The organism is Rhodanobacter ginsengisoli, from assembly GCF_042657065.1.
Classification (GTDB): domain Bacteria; phylum Pseudomonadota; class Gammaproteobacteria; order Xanthomonadales; family Rhodanobacteraceae; genus Rhodanobacter; species Rhodanobacter ginsengisoli.
Map to the genome: position 1 here is coordinate 503,494 of NZ_JBHSNF010000003.1, position 19,343 is coordinate 522,836.

16 protein-coding genes are annotated in these 19,343 nt (G+C 66.5%); 15 read left to right on the forward strand and 1 reads right to left on the reverse strand.

What is annotated here, in order from left to right:
- The first annotated feature begins 66 nt into the window (after window positions 1-66).
- From cydD to ACFPPA_RS15680, 3 genes are all read left to right on the forward strand, one after another.
- Complete coding sequence (gene cydD / locus ACFPPA_RS15670; protein WP_377321572.1) at window positions 67-1,812, forward strand: thiol reductant ABC exporter subunit CydD; 1,746 nt, start codon at window positions 67-69, stop codon at window positions 1,810-1,812.
- A complete protein-coding gene (gene cydC, locus ACFPPA_RS15675) occupies window positions 1,809-3,569 on the forward strand; it encodes a thiol reductant ABC exporter subunit CydC (RefSeq protein WP_377321574.1) in 1,761 nt (586 codons plus the stop codon). Before cydD ends, cydC begins: the two co-directional genes overlap by 4 nt.
- 197 nt (window positions 3,570-3,766) lie before the next feature.
- On the forward strand, window positions 3,767-4,327 hold the full coding sequence (locus ACFPPA_RS15680; protein ID WP_377321575.1) for a methyltransferase family protein: 561 nt from the start codon (window positions 3,767-3,769) through the stop codon (window positions 4,325-4,327).
- Between the two features lie 128 nt (window positions 4,328-4,455).
- Here the strand turns inward: ACFPPA_RS15680 and ahr are convergent, their stop codons facing one another.
- Entirely contained in the window at window positions 4,456-5,469 is a 1,014-nt protein-coding gene (ahr, locus tag ACFPPA_RS15685) for an NADPH-dependent aldehyde reductase Ahr (RefSeq protein WP_377321577.1), read from the reverse strand.
- Window positions 5,470-5,645: 176 nt separating this feature from the next.
- Between ahr and ACFPPA_RS15690 the strand changes: the two genes are divergently transcribed.
- The 12 genes from ACFPPA_RS15690 (at window position 5,646) to ACFPPA_RS15745 (ending at window position 19,337) form a co-directional block, all read left to right on the forward strand.
- Entirely contained in the window at window positions 5,646-6,620 is a 975-nt protein-coding gene (locus ACFPPA_RS15690) for a potassium channel beta subunit family protein (RefSeq protein WP_377321578.1), read from the forward strand.
- A 90-nt stretch (window positions 6,621-6,710) separates the two neighbouring features.
- A complete protein-coding gene (hemP, locus tag ACFPPA_RS15695) occupies window positions 6,711-6,917 on the forward strand; it encodes a hemin uptake protein HemP (protein WP_377321579.1) in 207 nt (68 codons plus the stop codon).
- A 91-nt stretch (window positions 6,918-7,008) separates the two neighbouring features.
- Window positions 7,009-7,593 (forward strand): hypothetical protein, encoded by a 585-nt coding sequence (locus ACFPPA_RS15700; RefSeq protein ID WP_377321581.1) that lies wholly within the window; start codon window positions 7,009-7,011, stop codon window positions 7,591-7,593.
- A gap of 173 nt (window positions 7,594-7,766) precedes the next feature.
- Complete coding sequence (locus ACFPPA_RS15705) at window positions 7,767-9,038, forward strand: efflux RND transporter periplasmic adaptor subunit (protein WP_377321728.1); 1,272 nt, start codon at window positions 7,767-7,769, stop codon at window positions 9,036-9,038.
- A 67-nt stretch (window positions 9,039-9,105) separates the two neighbouring features.
- Window positions 9,106-9,825 (forward strand): ABC transporter ATP-binding protein, encoded by a 720-nt coding sequence (locus ACFPPA_RS15710; RefSeq protein WP_377321583.1) that lies wholly within the window; start codon window positions 9,106-9,108, stop codon window positions 9,823-9,825.
- Between the two features lie 113 nt (window positions 9,826-9,938).
- Window positions 9,939-11,249, forward strand: a complete 1,311-nt coding sequence (locus tag ACFPPA_RS15715) for an ABC transporter permease (protein WP_377321585.1) — start codon at window positions 9,939-9,941, stop codon at window positions 11,247-11,249.
- Between the two features lie 11 nt (window positions 11,250-11,260).
- On the forward strand, window positions 11,261-12,499 hold the full coding sequence (locus tag ACFPPA_RS15720) for an ABC transporter permease (RefSeq protein WP_377321587.1): 1,239 nt from the start codon (window positions 11,261-11,263) through the stop codon (window positions 12,497-12,499).
- 51 nt (window positions 12,500-12,550) lie between these two features.
- Entirely contained in the window at window positions 12,551-13,867 is a 1,317-nt protein-coding gene (locus ACFPPA_RS15725) for an ABC transporter permease (protein ID WP_377321590.1), read from the forward strand.
- Between the two features lie 88 nt (window positions 13,868-13,955).
- The gene (locus ACFPPA_RS15730) at window positions 13,956-15,209 is read left to right on the forward strand and encodes an ABC transporter permease (RefSeq protein WP_377321591.1); all 1,254 of its coding nucleotides are present in this window, start codon (window positions 13,956-13,958) and stop codon (window positions 15,207-15,209) included.
- Between the two features lie 140 nt (window positions 15,210-15,349).
- The gene (locus ACFPPA_RS15735; RefSeq protein ID WP_377321593.1) at window positions 15,350-16,687 is read left to right on the forward strand and encodes an ABC transporter permease; all 1,338 of its coding nucleotides are present in this window, start codon (window positions 15,350-15,352) and stop codon (window positions 16,685-16,687) included.
- Window positions 16,688-16,697: 10 nt separating this feature from the next.
- Window positions 16,698-17,942 (forward strand): ABC transporter permease, encoded by a 1,245-nt coding sequence (locus ACFPPA_RS15740; RefSeq protein WP_377321595.1) that lies wholly within the window; start codon window positions 16,698-16,700, stop codon window positions 17,940-17,942.
- 87 nt (window positions 17,943-18,029) lie between these two features.
- Window positions 18,030-19,337, forward strand: coding sequence for an ABC transporter permease (locus ACFPPA_RS15745; protein WP_377321597.1), 1,308 nt, complete (start codon window positions 18,030-18,032; stop codon window positions 19,335-19,337).
- Window positions 19,338-19,343: the final 6 nt, after the last annotated feature.

Genomic DNA, 19,343 nt, shown 5'->3' on the forward strand with positions numbered 1-19,343 from the left:
GCGCGAGCACTTGAACTAGTGTGATGGGGGCCGGCTTCGCGCCGGCCCCTGCATTTGGACTACCCGATGACCTCTCCCGTGACCGCCTGGCTGCGCGAACAATCCCGTCCCGTGCGTCGCCTGCTGAACGCCGGTATCGCGGCGGGGGCCGCGCAGGCGGTGCTGATGTGCGTCGGTGCGTGGCTGCTCGCGCACGTACTGGCCGAGGCGATCTTCGCCGGACGACGGCTGGCCGATCTGTGGCCGGCCGTTGCCGCGTTGCCGCTGCTGGCCGCGGCCCGCTTCGCCCTCGTCCTGTGGCAGCGACGGGTCACGTTCGAGGCCGGTGCCAGGGTCAGCACCAGCGTGCGGTTGTCGCTGGAGGAGCGGATGCGCCTGCTGGGGCCTCGCTGGGCCGCCCGGCAATCCAGCGGCGACATCGTCACGCGCTTCGTCGACGGGGTGGAAACGCTGATTCCCTATTACGCCGGTTACCTGCCGCAGGTGGCCTTCGCCGCGCTGATGCCGGCGCTGATCCTGCTCGCGGTGTTGCCCGCCGATCCATGGTCGGCGTTGGTGTTGCTGGTGACCGCGCCCCTGATTCCGCTGTTCATGGTGCTGGTGGGGCGTGCCGCCGAACAGGCCAGCCAGCGCCGCTGGTCGCGCCTGCGACGGATGGGCGCGCGCTTCATGGACGCATTGTCCGGCCTGACCACCTTGCGCCTGTGCCGGGCGACGGAGCGCGAACAGGCCCTGCTGGCGGCCACCGGCGAAGCCTATCGGCATGAGACCATGGCGGTGCTGCGGATCGCCTTCCTGTCTGCCCTGGTGCTGGAGTTTTTCGCCACGATCAGCATCGCCGTGCTGGCGGTGCTGATCGGCTTTCGCCTGATGTGGGGCACGCTCGCGTTCGAGCCGGGGCTGTTCGTGCTGCTGCTGGCACCGGAGCTGTTCCTGCCGTTGCGCGCCCTGGGTACCCAGCGGCACCGGCGCATGGAGGCCGCCGCCGCGGCCGAGGACCTGATCGCCTTGCTGGCCACGCCCGTCGAGGCGGCAACCCCGACGACGGCGGCCAGGTCATCGCCGCGCCCGTTCACGGCGGCGCGGGTCGGCATCGCCTTCGAGCAGGTCGGCTTCGGCTACACGTCCGATCGCATGGTGCTGCACGATTTCGATCTGAGGCTGGACGCCGGCACCCAGCTGACCCTGGTCGGCGCCAGCGGCAGCGGCAAGAGCACGCTGTTCAACCTGCTGATGGGGTTTGGCGTACCGCAGCGGGGGCGGATCCTGGTCAACGGCGAAGACCTCGCGACGCTGGACATGGCCTCGTGGCGCCGGCACATCGCCTGGCTGTCGCAGCGCGCCCATGTCTTCCACGGCACGCTTCGCGACAACCTGTTGATCGCGGCCCCCGGCGCCGACGATGCCCGGCTGGAGCGGGCCGTGCGGGCCGCCGCACTGGTGCCGGTGATCGCCCGCCTGCCGCAGGGGCTGGACACGCCGCTGGGCGAACATGGTCAGGGCTTGTCCGGCGGCGAGCGCCAGCGCCTCGCACTGGCCCGCGCCTGGTTGCGCGATGCGCCGCTGCTGCTGCTGGACGAACCCACCCAGCATCTGGACAGCGCCACGGCAGCCGTCATCGACGCGGCATTGGCAAAGCTCGCTGCCGGGCGCACGGTGATCCGCATCGCGCATCGGCTGGACACCATCGCGGCCGAGACACGCGTCGCCGTGATGACCGATGGACGGATCGTGGAAGTCGGCGGTGCCGGGGAACTGCGCGCCGCGCACGGAGCGTTCGCCCGCCTGCTTGCGGCGGATCGCGCCGCATGAACGATCGCCCCCGTCACCTGCCGCCGGCTCCGCCGGGTGCCTTGCGCGTGCTGCGCCGCCTGTTCGGCCTGATCCGTCACGAGCGGCGCTGGATGGCGGCCGGTGCCGCGATGGCCGTGCTGAGTACACTGTCGGGCATCGGCCTGCTGGCGGTCTCCGGCCATTTCATCACCAGCATGGCGCTGGTCGGCGCCGGTGGTGCCGCGATCAACTACTACACGCCGGCGGCGCTGATCCGGCTGCTGGCGATCCTGCGCACCGGTGGCCGTTATGTCGAACGGCTGATCACCCACGAGGCCACGTTGCGGGTGCTGGCACGACTGCGCGTGTGGCTGTTCGGGCGGCTGGTGCCGCTGGCACCCGCCGGCCTGGGGGGATTGCGCAGCGCCGAGCTGTTCTCGCGCCTGCGCGTCGACGTGGATGCCCTCGAGCACGCCTACCTGGGGGCGCTGATTCCGCTGCTGGTGGCCGTGGTGGTTGCGCTGGTGGTGCTTGTCACGACGATGCTCTACCTGCCGGTGCTGGGCTTGCTGCTGGTATTGCTGCTGGGCCTCGCCGGTGCGCTGCTGCCATGGTGGACGCTGCGCCGGGGGCGGGCACCGGGCGCGGCGATGGTGGCACACGCCGAGGTCCTGCGCTCGCTGGCCGCCGACGGCTTGCGCGGGCGCGCCGAGCTGGCGCTGTACGGTGCCGAATCCGCCCATGCCGAAAAGCTGGCCGCGGTCGCCGGGCAGCAACAGCAGGCACAGCGGCAGGTGGACCGGCTGCAGGCGCAGGGCAGTGCCGCCGTGATGCTGAGTGCCCAGCTGGCCGCCGTGTGCACGCTGGCGTTCGGCCTGCCCGCGCTGCAGGCCGGCGCACTCGCGCCACCGGCGCTGACCATGCTGGTGTTGCTCGCCCTGGCCGCGTTCGAGGCGGTCGCCCCGCTGCCCGAGGCCTGGGCGCAGCTCGGTGCGACACTCGCTTCCGCCCGCCGCGTGTTCGCGCTGGCCGACACCCCGCCACCGGTGATCGAGCCGTCGTCGCCGTCGCCGCCGATCGGCGACAACTCCCTGACGATCCGCGACCTGAGGCTGCGTTACGCCGCCGATGATGCCTGGGCGCTGGCTGGCGTCGATCTCGACCTGCCGCAGGGTCGCCGCCTGGCCGTGGTCGGTCCCTCCGGCGCGGGCAAGAGCAGCCTGGTCGGTGCCTTGACGCGGCTCTACCCGTACGAGGGGTCGATCACGCTGGGGGGCACCTCGCTCGCGGACTGGCACGGCGACGACGTGCGGGCGCGCATCGCGGTGGTCGAGCAGCAGCCGTATCTGTTCGACGCCAGCCTGCGGGACAACCTGCGACTGGCCAGGCCCGAAGCCTCCGACGAGCAGCTGAACCATGCGATCGCCCAGGCCCAGCTCGACGACTACGTGGCCAGCCTGCCGCGCGGCCTGGATACCTGGGTCGGCGAGAACGGCATCCGCGTCTCCGGCGGCGAGGCCCGCCGCATCGCCATCGCCCGCGCGTTGCTGGCCGATGCGCCGATCCTGCTGCTGGATGAACCCACCGAAGGTCTGGATGCCGGCACCGCGGCCCGGCTGTACAAGGCACTGGCCATCGCGATGAAGGGCCGCAGCGTGCTGTTGATCACGCACCGGCTCGGCGGCCTGTCCAGCCTGGTGGACCACGTGGCCACCATGGAGCAGGGCAGGATCGTCAGCTGCGTCACGACCGAGGCCTATCGGGAAGGTGCAAGCGGACCGCTGCGGGTTCCTTAGACACCGGGCCGCGTCGCCCTGGTGGGATCGGGCCGGATTCCACTCTTGGCGTAGAACCGCGTGGATGGCGACCCCGCGGCCTCAATTCGTCGGTTGACCTCTACACTGGGCAAAGCGGAACCGGCCGCGCAAGGCGCAGTTCGCGCTTCGTCGTTGTGTCGGGTGGCTGATTCAATCTTGGGAAGTCGGGAGTCTTCATGCCGATCTTGCGCGACGTCGCCATTGCTCTGCTGTTTGCGTGGATATCCATCGATGCCATCGTGGTCTTCCGGCGCAAGAGCGGACGGGCGGAGAATCGCGATCGTTCCTCGCTGCGGCTGCTGATGATTGCCGGGCCGCTGGTCTGGATGGTCGGCATCGGTCTCGCCTTTACCTCGATCGGCGCCTTTGTGTTTCCGGCGGGGCAGGTCGTCGGCTTGTTGGTAATGGCGATCGGTATCGTGCTGCGCTCGGTGGCGATTGCGCAGTTGGGTCGATTCCATACGCCGAACGTGGCAGTGCTCGCGGATCATCAGGTGAAGGCGACGGGTCTGTATCGGCATGTGCGGCATCCGAGCTATCTCGGCGCGCTGATCGGTTTCGCCGGCTTCGGGCTTGCGCTCGGGAACTGGCTGAGCCTGCTGCTGATCGTGCTGGTCACGCCGGCGATCTATCTGCATCGCATCCGCGAAGAGGAGATGGCGCTGACCGAGGGACTGGGCGACGCGTATCGCGAGTATTGCCGGCACACGAAACGGCTGATCCCCTGGATCTACTAGATCCTGTGCATCGGTTGCGGATTCACAGACGATGCGGTGGGAAGCACCCGGGTGGAAAGCCGGGTTCGGAGTGCACTTCGAATGCCTTGTGTCGGCTGAGGCCCGACATTGCCGAACGCGGCCGTCGCTCAGCGACCGCCTTCCAGCACGATGCGGTAGCGCGCCTTGCCTTCTTCCAGGTGCTTCAGCGCCTCGTTGACCCCCGACATCGGGAACATCTCGATCTGCGGGCGGATGTCGTGACGGGCGGCGAACGCGAGCATGCGGGCGATGTCGACCGGCGAACCGGTGGGTGAGCCGGAGACCTGGCGCTGTTTGCCGATCAACGTGAACGCCGGTACCGGGATCGGTTCGAGCACGACGCCAACCACGTGCATGCGCCCGTTTGGCGCGAGGGTGCCGAGCAGGGCGTTCCAGTCCATCGGCACGTTGACGGTGATCAGCAGCAGATCCAGCGTGCCGGCGATCGCGGCGATCGCATCGGCATCGCGGCTGGCCACCACGCGGTGCGCGCCGAAGCCGCGCGCCTCGTCTGCCTTGGCTGCGGTGGAGGTGAACGCGGTGACCTCGCAACCCCACGCGGCGGCGAACTTGACCGCCATGTGTCCGAGCCCACCGATGCCGACCACGCCGACGCGGGCGGTGGGCGGTATGCCGTATTCGAGGAACGGCTTGAGCACGGTGATGCCGCCGCACAGCAGCGGGCCGGCGCTGGCCAGGTCGATGCCCTCGGGCAGCGGGATCGTCCACGCCCAGTGTGCGCGGACGGTGTCGGCAAAACCGCCGTGGTGGCTGCCGATGGTGGCCACCAGTTCATTGCACAGGTTCTGGTCGCCGGACAGGCATGGCTGGCAATGCATGCAGCTGCCTGCGGTCCAGCCGATGCCGACGCGCTGGCCCACGCTCAGCCCCTTGGCCTGGGTGCCCACGGCGGTGACCCGGCCGATGATTTCGTGGCCGGGGATGAACGGGTAGCGCGACATGCCCCACTCGTTGTTGATCATCGACAGATCGGAGTGGCAGACGCCGCAATAGTCGACCGCGACTTCGATCTCCTCGGCACCGAGTGCGCCCACCTCGAAAGTCTGCCGTTCCAGTGCCTTGCCTGCCTGTGTGACGGCCCAGCCATTGATCTTGGACATGACGTACTCCTCAGCAGGTTGCCAGGGGCCTAAAAGGATAGCGCCGATCAAACCGTCCCGGCTGCATGGTGCGGGGGAATTGGACGCGGCAGTGTGGCTCTTGTCATGCTTCGCTTCCCTGCGGCCGCAGGACGTCCCGTTCGGGATCCGCCGTTTCCCCTTCCAGGAGGCTCCCCATGCAATACCGTCGAGTTGGCAAGTCCGGCCTGCAACTTTCCGCGCTGTCGTTCGGCGCCTGGGTCACGTTCGGCCGCCAGGTGGGCCGCGCGCAGGCGCGCGAGATGCTGGCGCTGGCGCACGATCGCGGGGTCAATTTCTTCGACAACGCGGAAACCTACAACAACGGCGTGGCCGAGCAGGTGATGGGCGACGTGCTGGCCGACCTGCGCTTTCCGCGCGACAGCTACTGCGTCTCCAGCAAGGTGTTTTTCGGTGCGGTGGACAAGCCGTTGCCGACCCAGCGCGGCTTGTCGCGCAAGCATGTGATGGAAGCCTGCCAGCAGGCCCTGCAGCGACTGCGGGTCGACTATCTGGATCTGTATTTCTGCCATCGGCCCGATCCGGAGACCCCGGTCGAGGAAACCGTGGCGGCGATGGATACGCTGATCCGCCAGGGCAAGGTGCTGTACTGGGGTACCAGCGAATGGCCGGCCGAGGCGATTCACGAGGCCCATCGCGTTGCGCGCGAGAACCATTTCTACGCGCCGGTGGTCGAGCAGCCGCAGTACAACCTGCTGCATCGCGAGCGGGTGGAGCAGGAGTACGCGCCGCTGTACGAGGCTTACGGCATGGGCACCACGATCTGGTCGCCGCTGGGTTCGGGCCTGTTGAGCGGCAAGTACAACGACGGCGTGCCGGCCGACTCGCGCCTGGCCCAGCCCGGTTACGAGTGGCTGCGCGAGAGCGTGCTGGGCGAGGGCGACGAACGCCTGCGCAAGGTGCGCGCGCTGCAGCCGATCGCGGACGAACTGGGCGGCAGCCTGGCGCAGCTGGCGATCGCCTGGTGCCTGCTCAACCCCCACGTGTCCACCGTGATGCTGGGTGCCAGCCGGAGCGAGCAGCTGGCGCACAACCTGGGCGCGCTGGAGCTGCTGCCCCGGCTGGACGCCCCCGTTGCGCAGCGGATTCGGCAGGCGATCGGCGGCGCCTGAACCGGTGCGGGCGGTCAATGCTGCCGGGCGGTTGACTATCAAATGAGAATCATTATCATCTGATCGTCACTGACCCGCTGCGGAGACCCCATGTCGATCCTGTCCTTGCGCTCATCGTCGCCCTCGTCGCCATCGCGCCAGGCTCTGCCGTCGCCGGTTCTTTCCGCCGTTCCGACCGCGCGGCATATCACGAGCCAGTCGCTGCTGGATGGCGCGCGCGAGCTGGTGATCCAGCATCAGGGCTGCGAATACCACCTGCGCCTGACCCGCAACGACAAGCTGATCCTGACCAAGTAGTGGCACTCCGGACAGGTCAGGCTTTGGCTGCGCGTCGCGGACCGGCGCATGCGCCAGTCCATCGGGCGGGCTGTTCCGGCGGGGGCGATCGATGTTCAATCCGTTGAGCCGGCGCCTGCAGGAGCTCTCCCCGCAAGGGACCGCCAGCGCGATCTGTGGACGCCGCCTGCGCCTGCCGCCGGCGCAGCTGATCGAAGGTCTGCCCGCGCTGGGATGCGTGCTCTATGTGCCGATGTGGGGATTTCGCTCGCCGGCGCAGGAGATGCCCCCGGGCCTGCTGGTCGAGACGCTGCTGCTGGCGCCGTTGCTGCGGATCCGCCGGCTGGTGGCCGCCAGCTCGATCACGGTCGAGGGCCCGCGCGAGTGGATCGAATGCGTGGACCGGCGTGGCGACACCTGCGCGCGGTTGTATCTGCTGCCGGATACCGACTACCTCGCGTGGGATGCGTTGCTGGCCTGCGCCGGGCCGGCCACCACCATGCCCGCGCCGCGACGGCCGCATGAATCGGGCCCGCTCGGTGCGCAGCTGTTGTGCTTTCAGGTGCGGTGGCTGGGCGGCCTGCAGGTGCTGGGGGGCGAGATCGTCAGCCGCCGCGTGTCGCCGCTGGGCCGGCAGCTGGCGGGGCTGATCGCACGCGCCGAAGCCGCATCATGCTGGCGGACGCCGTGCGATTGAGCGGGTGTCCGCAGTCCGTCCGACTGTCCGAGGATTGTCCGCGGACACTGCGCGGCCTCGCCGAATATCATCCAAAACATTGAAATAAAACGTGTTTTATCGATTCATGATGTGTGGCACACGGATTGCAGTATCCGGGTGCAGCCGCACTGTACGCGGCCAGGGGCCACATGATGATTCGTGACACATCCGGATCCGACCGACTGGTCGAGGTCAAACCCAATCGCAAGCGCCAGCTGATCCTGGTGGGAGCCGGCGTAGCCGTGCTGGTGCTGCTGGCGTGGCTGGCGCCGGGGATTGGCCGACTGTTTTCCGCTTCCGGGTCGGTGAGCAGTTCACGCTTGTCGTTCGCCACGGTCGAGCGCGGGCTGTTCGTGCGCGACATCGCGGCCGAGGGCAAGGTCGTCGCGGCGGTCAGTCCTACCCTGTATGCCACCTCCGGCGGCGCCGTGACCTTGAAGGTGCGCGCCGGCGATACGGTGAAGAAAGGCCAGGTGCTGGCCACCATCGTGAGTCCGGAGCTGACCAACAAGCTGGCCCAGGAAGAAAGCAACGCCGACGCGATGCAGGTCAATTACCTGCGCGCCCAGATCGATGCACGCAAGCAGCGCTCGGCGCTGCAGAAAGCCTTCGACAACGCGCGGATCGACCAGCAGACCGCCCAGCGTGACCTGGATCGTTACAAGAAGGCGTTCAGTCAGGGCGCCGTGCCCAGCATGGACGTGGATCGCGCCAAGGACACGCTGGACAAGGCCAACATCGCCGCCGTGCACGCCCGCTCCGACCTGGGCATGGACAACGCCAGCCTCAACTTCGACATCCAGTCGAAGAAGCTGGCCCACGATCGCCAGCTGCTGCTGGTGCAGGATCTCAAGCGTCAGGTCGACGATCTCGACGTGAAGTCGCCGGTCGATGGCCAGGTCGGCCAGTTGTTCATCGCCGAAAAGGCCACCGTGGCCAAGGATGCCCAGTTGCTGAGCGTGATCGACCTGTCCGCCTTGCAGGTCGAGATGCAGGTGCCGGAAAGCTTCGCCCGCGATCTGGGCATCGGCATGTCCGGCGAGATCAGCGGCAACGGCCATACCTGGAAGGGCATCGTCAGCGCGATCTCGCCCGAGGTCGTCAACGGCCAGGTCGCCGCGCGGCTGCGCTTCGATGGCGAGACGCCGAAGCAGCTGCGGCAGAACCAGCGCCTGTCCGTGCGCGTGCTGCTGGACAAGCGCGACAACGTGCTGACCGTGCAGCGCGGCTCGTTCGTCGACGAATCCGGCGGCAGCTACGCCTACGTGGTGCGTGACGGCATCGCCACCAAGACACCGATCCGCGTCGGCGCCTCGAGCATCGACAAGGTGGAGATCCTCGATGGCCTCAAGCAAGGCGACCGCATCGTGATTTCCGGTACCGACAACTTCAAGGGCGCCGACCGCGTCGCGATCAGCAACTGACGATGATTTTCCCTTCTCCTTGCGAGGCGAAGGGTCCACAGACTCCACCACCGAAGGAACCCGAGCCATGCTGAAGATGAGCCACCTGTCCAAGGTCTACCGCACCGAAGTAGTGGAGACCTACGCACTGCGCGATTTCAACATCGACGTGAAAGAGGGCGAGTTCGTCGCCGTCACCGGTCCGTCCGGTTCCGGCAAGACCACCTTCCTGACCATCGCCGGCCTGCTGGAAACGTTCAGTGGCGGCGAGTACCACCTCGACGGCGTCGAAGTCAGCAACCTCAACGACAACGCCCGCTCGAAGATCCGCAACGAGAAGATCGGCTTCATTTTCCAGGCGTTCAACCTGATTCCCGACCTCAACGTGTTCGACAACATCGAGGTGCCGTTGCGCTATCGCGGCATGAAGTCGGCCGAACGCAAGCAGCGCATCATGGAGTCGCTGGAACGCGTCGGCCTCGCCTCGCGCGCCAAGCACTACCCGGCCGAACTCTCCGGCGGTCAGCAGCAGCGCGTGGCGATCGCCCGTGCGCTGGCCGGCAGCCCGCGCCTGCTGCTGGCGGATGAGCCGACCGGCAACCTGGACACCCAGATGGCCCGCGGGGTGCTCGAACTGCTGGAAGAAATCCATCGTGACGGCGCCACCATCGTGATGGTCACGCATGACCCGGAGCTGGCCGCGCGTGCCCAGCGGAACGTGCACATCATCGACGGCCAGGTGGTCGATCTGGCGGAGGAGCCGCGCTTCCACGCCCATGCCGCCGAAGCCACCCACGGCCACAGCTGAGTCCAGGCGGGGGTGAGGAAGATCGCGCGCGCTCTGGCGTACTCGGGGCGGGAGCCCGGCTGCCGAAGCGCTTCGCGACGATGCAATGCCTTATGTGATCAGAGGTTCGACGGATGTTCGGTTATTACCTTCAACTCGGCCTGCGCAGCCTGCGCCGCAATCCCGCACTCACCACGCTGATGGTGATGGCGATCGGCTTCGGCGTGGCCGCGTCGATGATCACGTATTCCGTGTTCCGCGCGGTATCGGGCAATCCGATCCCCGATAAATCCGCGCAGCTGTTCATCCCGCAGGTCGACAGCTGGGGTCCCCAACAGAACGAAAAGGGCGAGCCGCCGGAAGCGCTGGATTACGTGGATGCGGCGGCACTGATGCGTGCGCACGAAGCGAAGCGCCAGACCCTGCTGTACCTGGTTCAAGTGTCGGTGATGCCGGATGGTGGCCGTGATCTTCCCCTTGCCGCAACCGGTTACGCGGTCGGGAGCGACTTCTTCCCGATGTTCGAGGTGCCGTTCCAGTACGGCAACGGCTGGAGCCCGCAGGACGACCAGGCACGCGGTGCCGAAGTGGTGATCAGTAGCCAGCTCAACCAGAAGCTGTTCGGCGGCGTCGACAGCGTGGGCCGCACGGTCAACCTCAGCGGCCACGACTATCGTGTGGTGGGCGTGACTCGTCACTGGAACCCCTCGCCGCGCTTCTTCGACCTGTTCAGTACCAGTGGCTTCAAGGAAGCCTCGGACTTCTACATGCCGTTCACCCGCGCGCTGGACCTGAAGATGCGCCCGGGCGGCCGCAACAGCTGCCGCGGCAAGCTCACCTTCACGACCTGGGAAGATTACCTGCAGAGCAATTGCGTGTGGATCACCCCGTGGGTGGAACTGGACAGCGCCGCCGCCGTCGCGCGCTACCAGCGCTTTCTCCAAAGCTATTCCGCCGATCAGCAACGGGCTGGCCGTTTCGCGTGGGCTCCGAACGTGCGCCTGCGCAACGTGATGCAGTGGCTCGACCACGAGCATGTCGTGCCGCCGGAAAGCCGCATTTCCCTGCTGGTGTCGCTGGGCTTCTTCCTGATCTGCCTGATCAACACTGTCGGTCTGCTGTTGGCAAAGTTCCTGCGCCGCGCCGGCGAAATCGGCGTGCGTCGCGCACTCGGCGCGTCGCGTCGGGAGATCTACACGCAATACCTGATCGAGGCGGGCGCGGTGGGTCTGGCTGGCGGAGTGCTGGGCCTGCTGCTTACCGCCATGGGTGTGTCCGGCGTGGGCGTGCTGTTCCCGCCGCAGATCGCGAAGCTGGCGCAACTCGATTTCAAGCTGGTGGGGCTGACCCTGCTGGTGGCGATCGTCGCGACCGTACTCGCGGCATTCTATCCGGCCTGGCGCGCGGCACGCGTGCAGCCGGCCTGGCAACTGAAGTCCAACTGACGGTGATGACGATGAACCTTCAGATCAAACCGATCCTCATCGCGTTGCGCCGTCACAAGGCTGGTACCGTGCTGATCGCGCTGCAAATCGCGCTGACCCTGGCGATCGTCTGCAATGCGCTGTTCATCATCCACGAGCGACTGACCAATCTGTCCGCGCGCAGTGGCGTCGATGAGGCTGACGTGTTCGTGATCCAGAATCAGTGGGCCGCCGACTGGTCGACGCAGCAGGTCGATGCACAGGTGCGGGCCGACCTGGTTGCGCTGCGAAATCTGCCCGGCGTGCGCGACGCGGCTCCCTCCACCGGCTATCCGCTGCAGGGCGGGGGTTGGGACAACTTCATCACGATGACGCCCGACCAGGTCAAGCCGACCACCGATTCAGCGGTGTACATAGGCGATGAGCATCTGCTCGACACGCTCGGATTGCGGTTGGTCGCGGGACGCAACTTCCATCCCGGCGAAGTCCTTGTGATGGGTACCCAGGAGGTGGTCATTCCGCCGCAGGTGATCGTTAGCCAGGCGCTGGCCGACCGACTGTTTCCGGATGGCTCGGCGCTGGGCAAGAGCTTCTATGCGATGAGCGCGACGCCCAGCACGATCATCGGCATCGTCGAGCGCTTGCACCGGCAGGGAGTGTCTTCGTGGAACAAGGCTTATGCCGGGCAGTCGCTGATCTGGCCGGCGCGGCCGGATGATGCGCGCGGCATCTATTACATCGTGCGTGCCAAGCCGGGTCAGCTCGCCGCGGCGATGCGCGAGGCGCCCAAAGCGTTGTTCGCACAGAGTCGCATGCGCATCATCGATCCGAAGGATGGTGTACTCGACTACGCGCAGATTCGTCACCGGGTCTTCGAAAGCGACCGCGGCATGGCGATCCTGATGGGCATCATCAGCGTGGTGTTGCTGGCGATCACCGCGGCGGGCATCGTCGGACTCACCAGTTTCTGGGTCGGTCAGCGGCGCAAGCAGATCGGCGTGCGGCGTGCACTGGGTGCCACGCGCAACAACATCCTGCACTACTTCCTCACCGAGAACCTGCTGATCGGTCTCGGCGGCGTGATGGTGGGCGCGGTGCTGGCGCTCGGCATCAACCTGTGGATGGTGACGCGCTTCGAGATGGATCGGATGTCTCTGGCTTATGTAGGCATCGGCATCCTCGCCTTGCTGCTGCTTGGGCAGGGTGCGGTGTTCGCGCCGGCGCTGCGTGCCTCTCGCGTATCGCCGGTGGAGGCGACGCGGAGCGTGTGAGTTTTTACTTCCCCCTGCTGGCAGGGTGGACATGAACAACGGAGAGACGGGATGTTTGCCTACTACCTTGAACTGGCCCTGCGCAGCCTCAAACGCAGCCCTGGCCTCACCGCGCTGATGGTGCTAGCGATCGGCTTCGGCGTGGCTGCGTCGATGACCACCTGGTCGGTATTCCGCGCCGTGTCGGGCGACCCGATTCCATGGAAGTCGTCGAAGCTGTTCGTGCCGCAGATCGACATGTGGGGGCCGAACGGGCGCGGCGAGGACGGCGAGCCGCCGAATGCCATGGACTACACCGACGCGGTCGCCCTGATGCGCGATCACCGCGCAAAGCTGCAATCGGCGATGTACCAGGTCTCGCCGTCGATCGTGCCGGCCGACGCCGGCAAGCACCCGATCAACGTCAGCGGGCATGCGGTGTACAGCGAGTTCTTCCCGATGTTCGAGGTGCCGTTTCTCTACGGCAATGGCTGGACTGCCAGCGACGATGCGAATCGCGCCGCGGTGGTGGTGATCAGCAGCAAGCTCAACCAGAAGCTGTTCGGCGGCGCCGACAGCGTGGGCAAGACCGTCAACGTCGAGGGCAAGGATTACCGCGTGGTTGGCGTGATGAACGACTGGAATCCGCAGCCGCGTTTCTTCGACGTGGTCAACAGCGGCGGCTTCTCCACCGGCGTCGAGGATGTGTTCCTGCCGTTCACACGCGCCATCGCGGTCGACATGAACAACGACGGCAACACCAACTGCAATGCGGTGCCGGCCGAGTCGGGCTTTGTCGGCCTGCAGAAATCCAACTGCGTGTGGATCGCCTTCATGGCCGAGCTGGACGATGCCGCGGCGGTGACCGCCTACCGGCAATACCTCGACGGCTATGCGCGCGAACAGCGGGAGTCGGGCCGTTTCAGCTGGCCGACCAACAATCGCCTGCGTGACGTGCCGGCGTGGCTGGACAACCAGCATGTGGTGCCCAGCGACACCAAGGTGTCGCTGCTGGTGGCGCTGGGCCTGCTGCTGGCCTGCCTGGTCAATACCGCCGGCCTGTTGCTGGCGAAGTTCCTGCGCCGCAGCGGCGAGATCGGCGTGCGACGCGCGCTCGGTGCGCCACGGGCGGCAATCTACGCGCAGTTCCTGATCGAGGCCGGCATGATCGGATTGACCGGCGGCGTGCTGGGCCTGCTGCTCACCGGCGTCGGCGTGGCCAGCGTCAGCTGGGTGCTGCCCAGGGACATCGCCTCGCTGGCGCGGGTCGACCTGCCGCTGCTGATGTTGACCCTGCTGGTGTCGGTGGTCGCCACCACCCTGGCCGGCCTCTATCCCACCTTCCGCGCCTCACGGGTCCAACCCGCGTGGCAGCTGAAAAGTAATTAGCGCGCCGTCCCTGCGCACAAAGGCAGCCATCCATGGCTGCACTCCTCAACAAGAGCCCGTTCCCAGTCAGTGCGAAAGGAAAACCCTCATGACCTTGCATCCGATTCTCGCGGCACTGCGCAAACACAAGGCCGGCGTGGTGCTGATCTCGCTGCAGATCGCGCTGACCCTGGCAATCGTCTGCAACGCGGTGTTCATCATCGGCCAGCGCATCGAACGGGTGAACCGCCCGACCGGGCTGGATGAAAGCGACCTGTTGCTGGTATCCCAGCAGTGGGTCGGCGCGCCCAGCGGCGACGACCCCGCCAGCGTGGAGAAGCTCGACGCCATGCAGCGCGAGGACCTGGCCGCCTTGCGCAACCTGCCCGACGTCGCCTCGGTGGTGCCGATCAACTCGATCCCGCTGCTCAACTCGTCCTGGACCGGTTCGCTCTCGCTCAAGCCGAACGATCAACTGGCCAAGGGCAACCCGCGCACGGCTTACTACTTCAGCGACGACCAGGTGTTCAAGACGCTGGGCCTGCGCCTGGTCGCCGGGCGCAAGTTCACCGCCGCCGACGTGCAGCACCAGGGCTTTCGCGATCAGCGCGATCGCCCGGTGGTGATCATCACCCAGGCACTGGCCGACAAGCTGTACCCGGGGCAGAGCGCCGTCGGCAAGGTCGTCTACACCGATGGCAGCGGCTCGCCGAGCACGGTCATCGGTGTGGTGGCGCGCCTGCAGATTCCCAGCGCGCGCGGCTTTGGCAGCGACTTCGTGTGGAACTCGACCCTGGTGCCGACGCGGCTGGATGGCTACTTCGCCCGCTACGCGATCCGCGCCAGGCCGGGGCGACGCGACGCCGTGATGAAAGCGGTGGCGCCCACCTTGTATGCGGTCAATCCGATGCGCGTGCTCGACGACGACAGCGTCAAGTCATTCGCGGACATCCGCGCCCGCGCTTACCGCGCCGACATCGGCATGGCGATCCTGATGGGCGTGGTCTGCCTGATCCTGCTCTGCGTCACCGCCGCCGGCATCGTCGGCCTGACCAGTTTCTGGGTCGGCCAGCGCCATCGGCAGATCGGTGTGCGGCGTGCGCTGGGTGCCCGCAAGATCGACATCCTGCACTACTTCCAGATCGAGAACCTGCTGATCGCGGGCATCGGCGTGGTGGTCGGGATATTGCTCGCGGTGGGACTCAACCTGTGGCTGATGACCCACTACGAGATGACCCGAATTCCAGTGGCGTACGTGGTCACCGGCGTGCTGGCGATGCTGGCGATCGGCCAGGCCGCGGTGTTCGTGCCGGCACGGCGTGCTTCCAATGTGCCGCCGGTGGTAGCTACGAGGGCGGCGTGATGAAAAGCCGGGGGGAGAGGGGACTCGTGACTGGAAAGGGTGCCCACCCCGTTTCCATGAGTGGTCGCGAGATGGCGCTCGCCGGTACCTGGGTGTCCCTGTCCTCCGTTGTCCGTTGCTTGCCGGCGAGGATCTGAACAGTGTTCGGCTATTACCTCTATCTGGCCTGGCGCAGTCTGAGGCGCAGCCAGGGGCTCACCGCCCTGATGATGCTGGCGATCGGCTTTGGCGTGGCGGCTTCGATGACCACGTATGCCGTGTTCCGTGGGGTGTCCGTTGACCCGATTCCATGGAAGTCGTCGCAGCTGTTTGTGCCGCAGATCGACATGTGGGGGCCGGCACAATTTTCCGGTTTGGATCCGCGCAGCGGCGCCCATGAGCCGCCGGATGCACTGGACTACGCCGATGCGATGGCGCTGATGCGCGACCATCGCGCCAAGTGGCAGTCCGCGATCTACGCGGTCGCACCGACGGTGTTGCCCGCCGGAGCAGGACGCAGTCCGATCCCGGTGTTCGGGTTCGGCGTCTGCAGCGACTTCTTTCCCATGTTGGATGTGCCGTTCCAATACGGCAGCGGTTGGGATGCCCGCAGCGATCCGCAGGGTGCGCCGGTCATCGTGATCAGCGATGCACTCAACCGGGAGGTATTCGGCGGCGACAACAGCGTCGGTCGCGGCATCGATCTGGATGGCAAGGACTACCGCGTGATCGGCGTGATGAAGCCGTGGAATCCCCAGCCGATGTTCTTCGACGTGGTGGACACCGGCGGCTTCGGCGGTGACGGTCCGCAGGTGTTCGTGCCGCTGCAACGCGCCCTCGCCAGCGGCATGGCGAATGCCGGCGCGGTGAATTGCCCGAAGGGCGTGCAACCCGGCGCGGGTGCGGACGGCCTGCAGGAGTCCAACTGCGCATGGCTGGCGTACATGATCGAACTGGACGACGCGGCAGCGGTGCAGAAATACCGGCAGTACCTGGACAACTATGCACGCGAGCAGCAGAAGATCGGCCGCTTTGCCTGGCCGCCCAACAATCGCCTGCGCGACATGCGCGCGTTTCTCGATGCCGAGCACGTAGTACCCGACGATACCCATGTGTCCCTGTTGGTTGCGCTGGGCCTGTTGCTGGTGTGCCTGATCAACACGGTGGGTTTGCTGTTGGCCAAGTTCCTTCGCCGCAGCGGCGAGATCGGCGTACGTCGTGCACTGGGCGCATCGCGCCGCGCGATCCATGCGCAGTTTCTCACCGAGGCTGCGGTCGTCGGCGTCGGTGGCGGAGTGCTGGGGCTGTTGCTGACCGCCGTCGGCGTAGCCGGTGTCAATCAAGTGTTGCCGCCGCGGCTGGCCGAGCTGGCGCGCATCGATCCGGCCCTGCTCGTACTCGCCGTGGCGGTGGCGGTCGCCGCCAGCTTGCTGGCCGGCGTGTATCCCACGTTTCGTGCGGCGCGCGTACAGCCTGCATGGCAATTGAAGACGAATTGAGAATGCATCGATGAGACTGCATCCCATCCTCTCCGCCCTGCGCCGGCACAAGTCCGGCGTGTTGCTGATCGTGCTGCAGATCGCTCTGACCCTGGCAATCGTGTGCAATGCCATCTTCCTGATTGACCAGCGCATCGAGCGCGTGAATCGCCCGACCGGTGCCGTCGAGGACGACCTGATCCGCATATCGCAGACATGGTTCGGTGCATCCACCGGCGAGGACGCCACAGCGGTGGAAAAACTGGACGCATTGCAGCGAACGGATCTGGCCACGCTGCGCAATCTGCCGGATGTTCAGGACGCGGCGGCTTCGACCAGTATGCCGCTGCAGGGCATGATCTACAGCGGCTCCCTCAGCTTGAATCCGCAGCAGACGGGTGTGACGGCAAGCGCCGCCTACTATTACGGCGATGAACATCTGCGCTCGACACTGGGTGTGCGCCTGATCGCCGGTCGCGATTTCAAGGCCGACGAAATTCTGCATCACACCATCAGCAGCGCTGTCGTATCGCCGGTGATCATCGTCAGCAAACCGGTGGCCGACCAGCTGTTTCCTGATGGCGACGCACTCGGCAAGACGGTGTACCAGGACGGCAAGCCGGCGACTATCGTCGGCATCGTCGAGCGCCTGCAGACGCCGACCACGGCGAAATGGGGTAGTGCATGGGATTACAACTCGGTGCTGGAACCGGTGCGCGTAGACGGCGCCTCGGCGAGCTACGCCGTGCGCGCGCGACCGCGCCGCACGGAGGCGGTGATGCGCGAGGCACGCAAGGCGCTACTGGCGATTGACCCCCAACGGGTAATGCCCGACAGCTGGGGGATTCAGTCGCTTTCCCAGATACGCAGCAAGATTTACCGCGTCGACCGCGGCATGGCGTTGGTGATGGGCGTGGTGTGCCTGATCCTGCTGGGCGTCACTGCAGCGGGCATCGTCGGACTGACCAGCTTCTGGGTGGAACAACGGCGCAAGCAGATCGGCGTACGCCGCGCGCTGGGTGCCCGCAGGGTCGACATCCTGCGCTATTTCCAGATCGAGAATCTGTTGATCGCCGTTGGTGGCATCGCACTGGGCGTGCTGCTGGCGCTGGGGTTGAACCTTTGGCTGATGGCGCACTACGAGTTGGCGCGTTTGCCGCTGGAGTACGTGGGAGTCGGCGTGCTGGCGATGCTGGCGATCGGCCAGGCGGCCGTGTTCATGCCGGCACGCCGAGCTTCGCTGGTGCCGCCGGTGGTGGCGACACGGGCCGCATGAAGGATGGTGCGAAGGCGCGGGGAGTTGCGCCGCGGGATTCGGGGCTCGGGAGCACGTGGGTTGGTCTGGGATTGACGGAGAAAGAGCATGTTTGCCTATTACCTTGATTTGGCCCTGCGCAGCCTCAGGCGCAACAAGGCGCTCACCGCGCTGATGGTGCTGGCGATCGCGCTTGGCATCGGCGCCAGCATGACCATGCTGACCGTGCTGCACGTGCTGTCCGGCGATCCGCTGCCGGGGCGCAGCGGTGAAATCTACTATCCGCAGGTCGATCCGCAGGATCTCAGGGGCATGTACCCGAGCAAAGAGCCACCGATGCAGGTCACTCTGATCGACGGCATGAACCTACTTCGCGCGAAGCGGGCGGATCGCCAGGCGCTGATGACCGGCGGCGAGGTGCCGATCCAGCCGGCGCAGTCGGCGCTCGATCCGTTCTATGCGGATGCGCGTTACACCACGGCGGACTTCTTTCCGATGTTCGGTACGCCGTTCCTCTACGGCCGTGGCTGGAGCCCAGCCGATGATGAGGCGAAGGCGCGTGAGGTAGTGATCGCCCGTGAACTCAACCAGAAGCTGTTTGGCGGCGCGAACAGCGTGGGCCGCACTCTGCGCTTGGCCGGCACCGCCTTCCAGATTGTCGGCGTGCTCGACTACTGGCAGCCGAACCCGCATTTCTACGATCTCAATACCGGTTCCTACGCCTATGGCGAGCAGGTGTTCCTGCCGCTGCAGACGATGATCGATCTGCACCTGAACCATGATGGCTCCACCGATTGCTGGGGCAATGGCGGCGGCGGCACCGGAACCATCCTGCCTTCGGCCACCTGCGTCTGGTTGCAGTTGTGGGTGCAACTGGACAGCCCGGCGAAGGTGGCGTCGTACAACCAGTTCCTGGTGCATTACTCGCAGGAGCAAAAGGCACTGGGCCGCTTCCAGCGGGCGCCCAACGTGCGTCTGCGCAATGTCATGCAATGGCTGGATCACAATGGCGTGGTGCCCGACGACGTGCGACTGCAGACCTGGTTGGCCTTCGGCTTCCTGCTGGTGTGCCTGGTCAACACGGTGGGACTGATGCTGGCGAAGTTCATGCGCCGCGCCGCCGAGCTGGGCGTGCGCCGAGCACTGGGCGCATCGCGGCGTGCGCTGTTTGCGCAACTGCTGATCGAATCGGGCGTGATCGGTCTGGTCGGCGGTGTCGGCGGTCTGCTGCTGGCCCTGCTCGGGCTATGGCTGGTGCGGCAGCGGCCGTCCGCCTATGCCGCACTGGCGCATCTGGACATGAGCATGCTGTTCAGCACCTTCGTGCTGGCGCTGTGCGCCGCCCTGCTGGCCGGTCTGTTGCCGGCCTGGCGGGCGTGCCAGATCGCTCCGGCCCTGCAACTGAAGAGCAATTGAGGTGGT

What these genes read in the sequence shown, in the direction of transcription:
- cydD (WP_377321572.1), top strand. Translation starts at nt 67, where the DNA reads ATGACCTCTCCCGTGACCGCCTGGCTGCGCGAACAATCCCGTCCCGTG.
- cydC (WP_377321574.1), top strand. Translation starts at nt 1,809, where the DNA reads ATGAACGATCGCCCCCGTCACCTGCCGCCGGCTCCGCCGGGTGCCTTG.
- ACFPPA_RS15680 (WP_377321575.1), top strand. Translation starts at nt 3,767, where the DNA reads ATGCCGATCTTGCGCGACGTCGCCATTGCTCTGCTGTTTGCGTGGATA.
- ahr (WP_377321577.1), bottom strand. Translation starts at nt 5,469, where the DNA reads ATGTCCAAGATCAATGGCTGGGCCGTCACACAGGCAGGCAAGGCACTG.
- ACFPPA_RS15690 (WP_377321578.1), top strand. Translation starts at nt 5,646, where the DNA reads ATGCAATACCGTCGAGTTGGCAAGTCCGGCCTGCAACTTTCCGCGCTG.
- hemP (WP_377321579.1), top strand. Translation starts at nt 6,711, where the DNA reads ATGTCGATCCTGTCCTTGCGCTCATCGTCGCCCTCGTCGCCATCGCGC.
- ACFPPA_RS15700 (WP_377321581.1), top strand. Translation starts at nt 7,009, where the DNA reads ATGTTCAATCCGTTGAGCCGGCGCCTGCAGGAGCTCTCCCCGCAAGGG.
- ACFPPA_RS15705 (WP_377321728.1), top strand. Translation starts at nt 7,767, where the DNA reads ATGATTCGTGACACATCCGGATCCGACCGACTGGTCGAGGTCAAACCC.
- ACFPPA_RS15710 (WP_377321583.1), top strand. Translation starts at nt 9,106, where the DNA reads ATGCTGAAGATGAGCCACCTGTCCAAGGTCTACCGCACCGAAGTAGTG.
- ACFPPA_RS15715 (WP_377321585.1), top strand. Translation starts at nt 9,939, where the DNA reads ATGTTCGGTTATTACCTTCAACTCGGCCTGCGCAGCCTGCGCCGCAAT.
- ACFPPA_RS15720 (WP_377321587.1), top strand. Translation starts at nt 11,261, where the DNA reads ATGAACCTTCAGATCAAACCGATCCTCATCGCGTTGCGCCGTCACAAG.
- ACFPPA_RS15725 (WP_377321590.1), top strand. Translation starts at nt 12,551, where the DNA reads ATGTTTGCCTACTACCTTGAACTGGCCCTGCGCAGCCTCAAACGCAGC.
- ACFPPA_RS15730 (WP_377321591.1), top strand. Translation starts at nt 13,956, where the DNA reads ATGACCTTGCATCCGATTCTCGCGGCACTGCGCAAACACAAGGCCGGC.
- ACFPPA_RS15740 (WP_377321595.1), top strand. Translation starts at nt 16,698, where the DNA reads ATGAGACTGCATCCCATCCTCTCCGCCCTGCGCCGGCACAAGTCCGGC.
- ACFPPA_RS15745 (WP_377321597.1), top strand. Translation starts at nt 18,030, where the DNA reads ATGTTTGCCTATTACCTTGATTTGGCCCTGCGCAGCCTCAGGCGCAAC.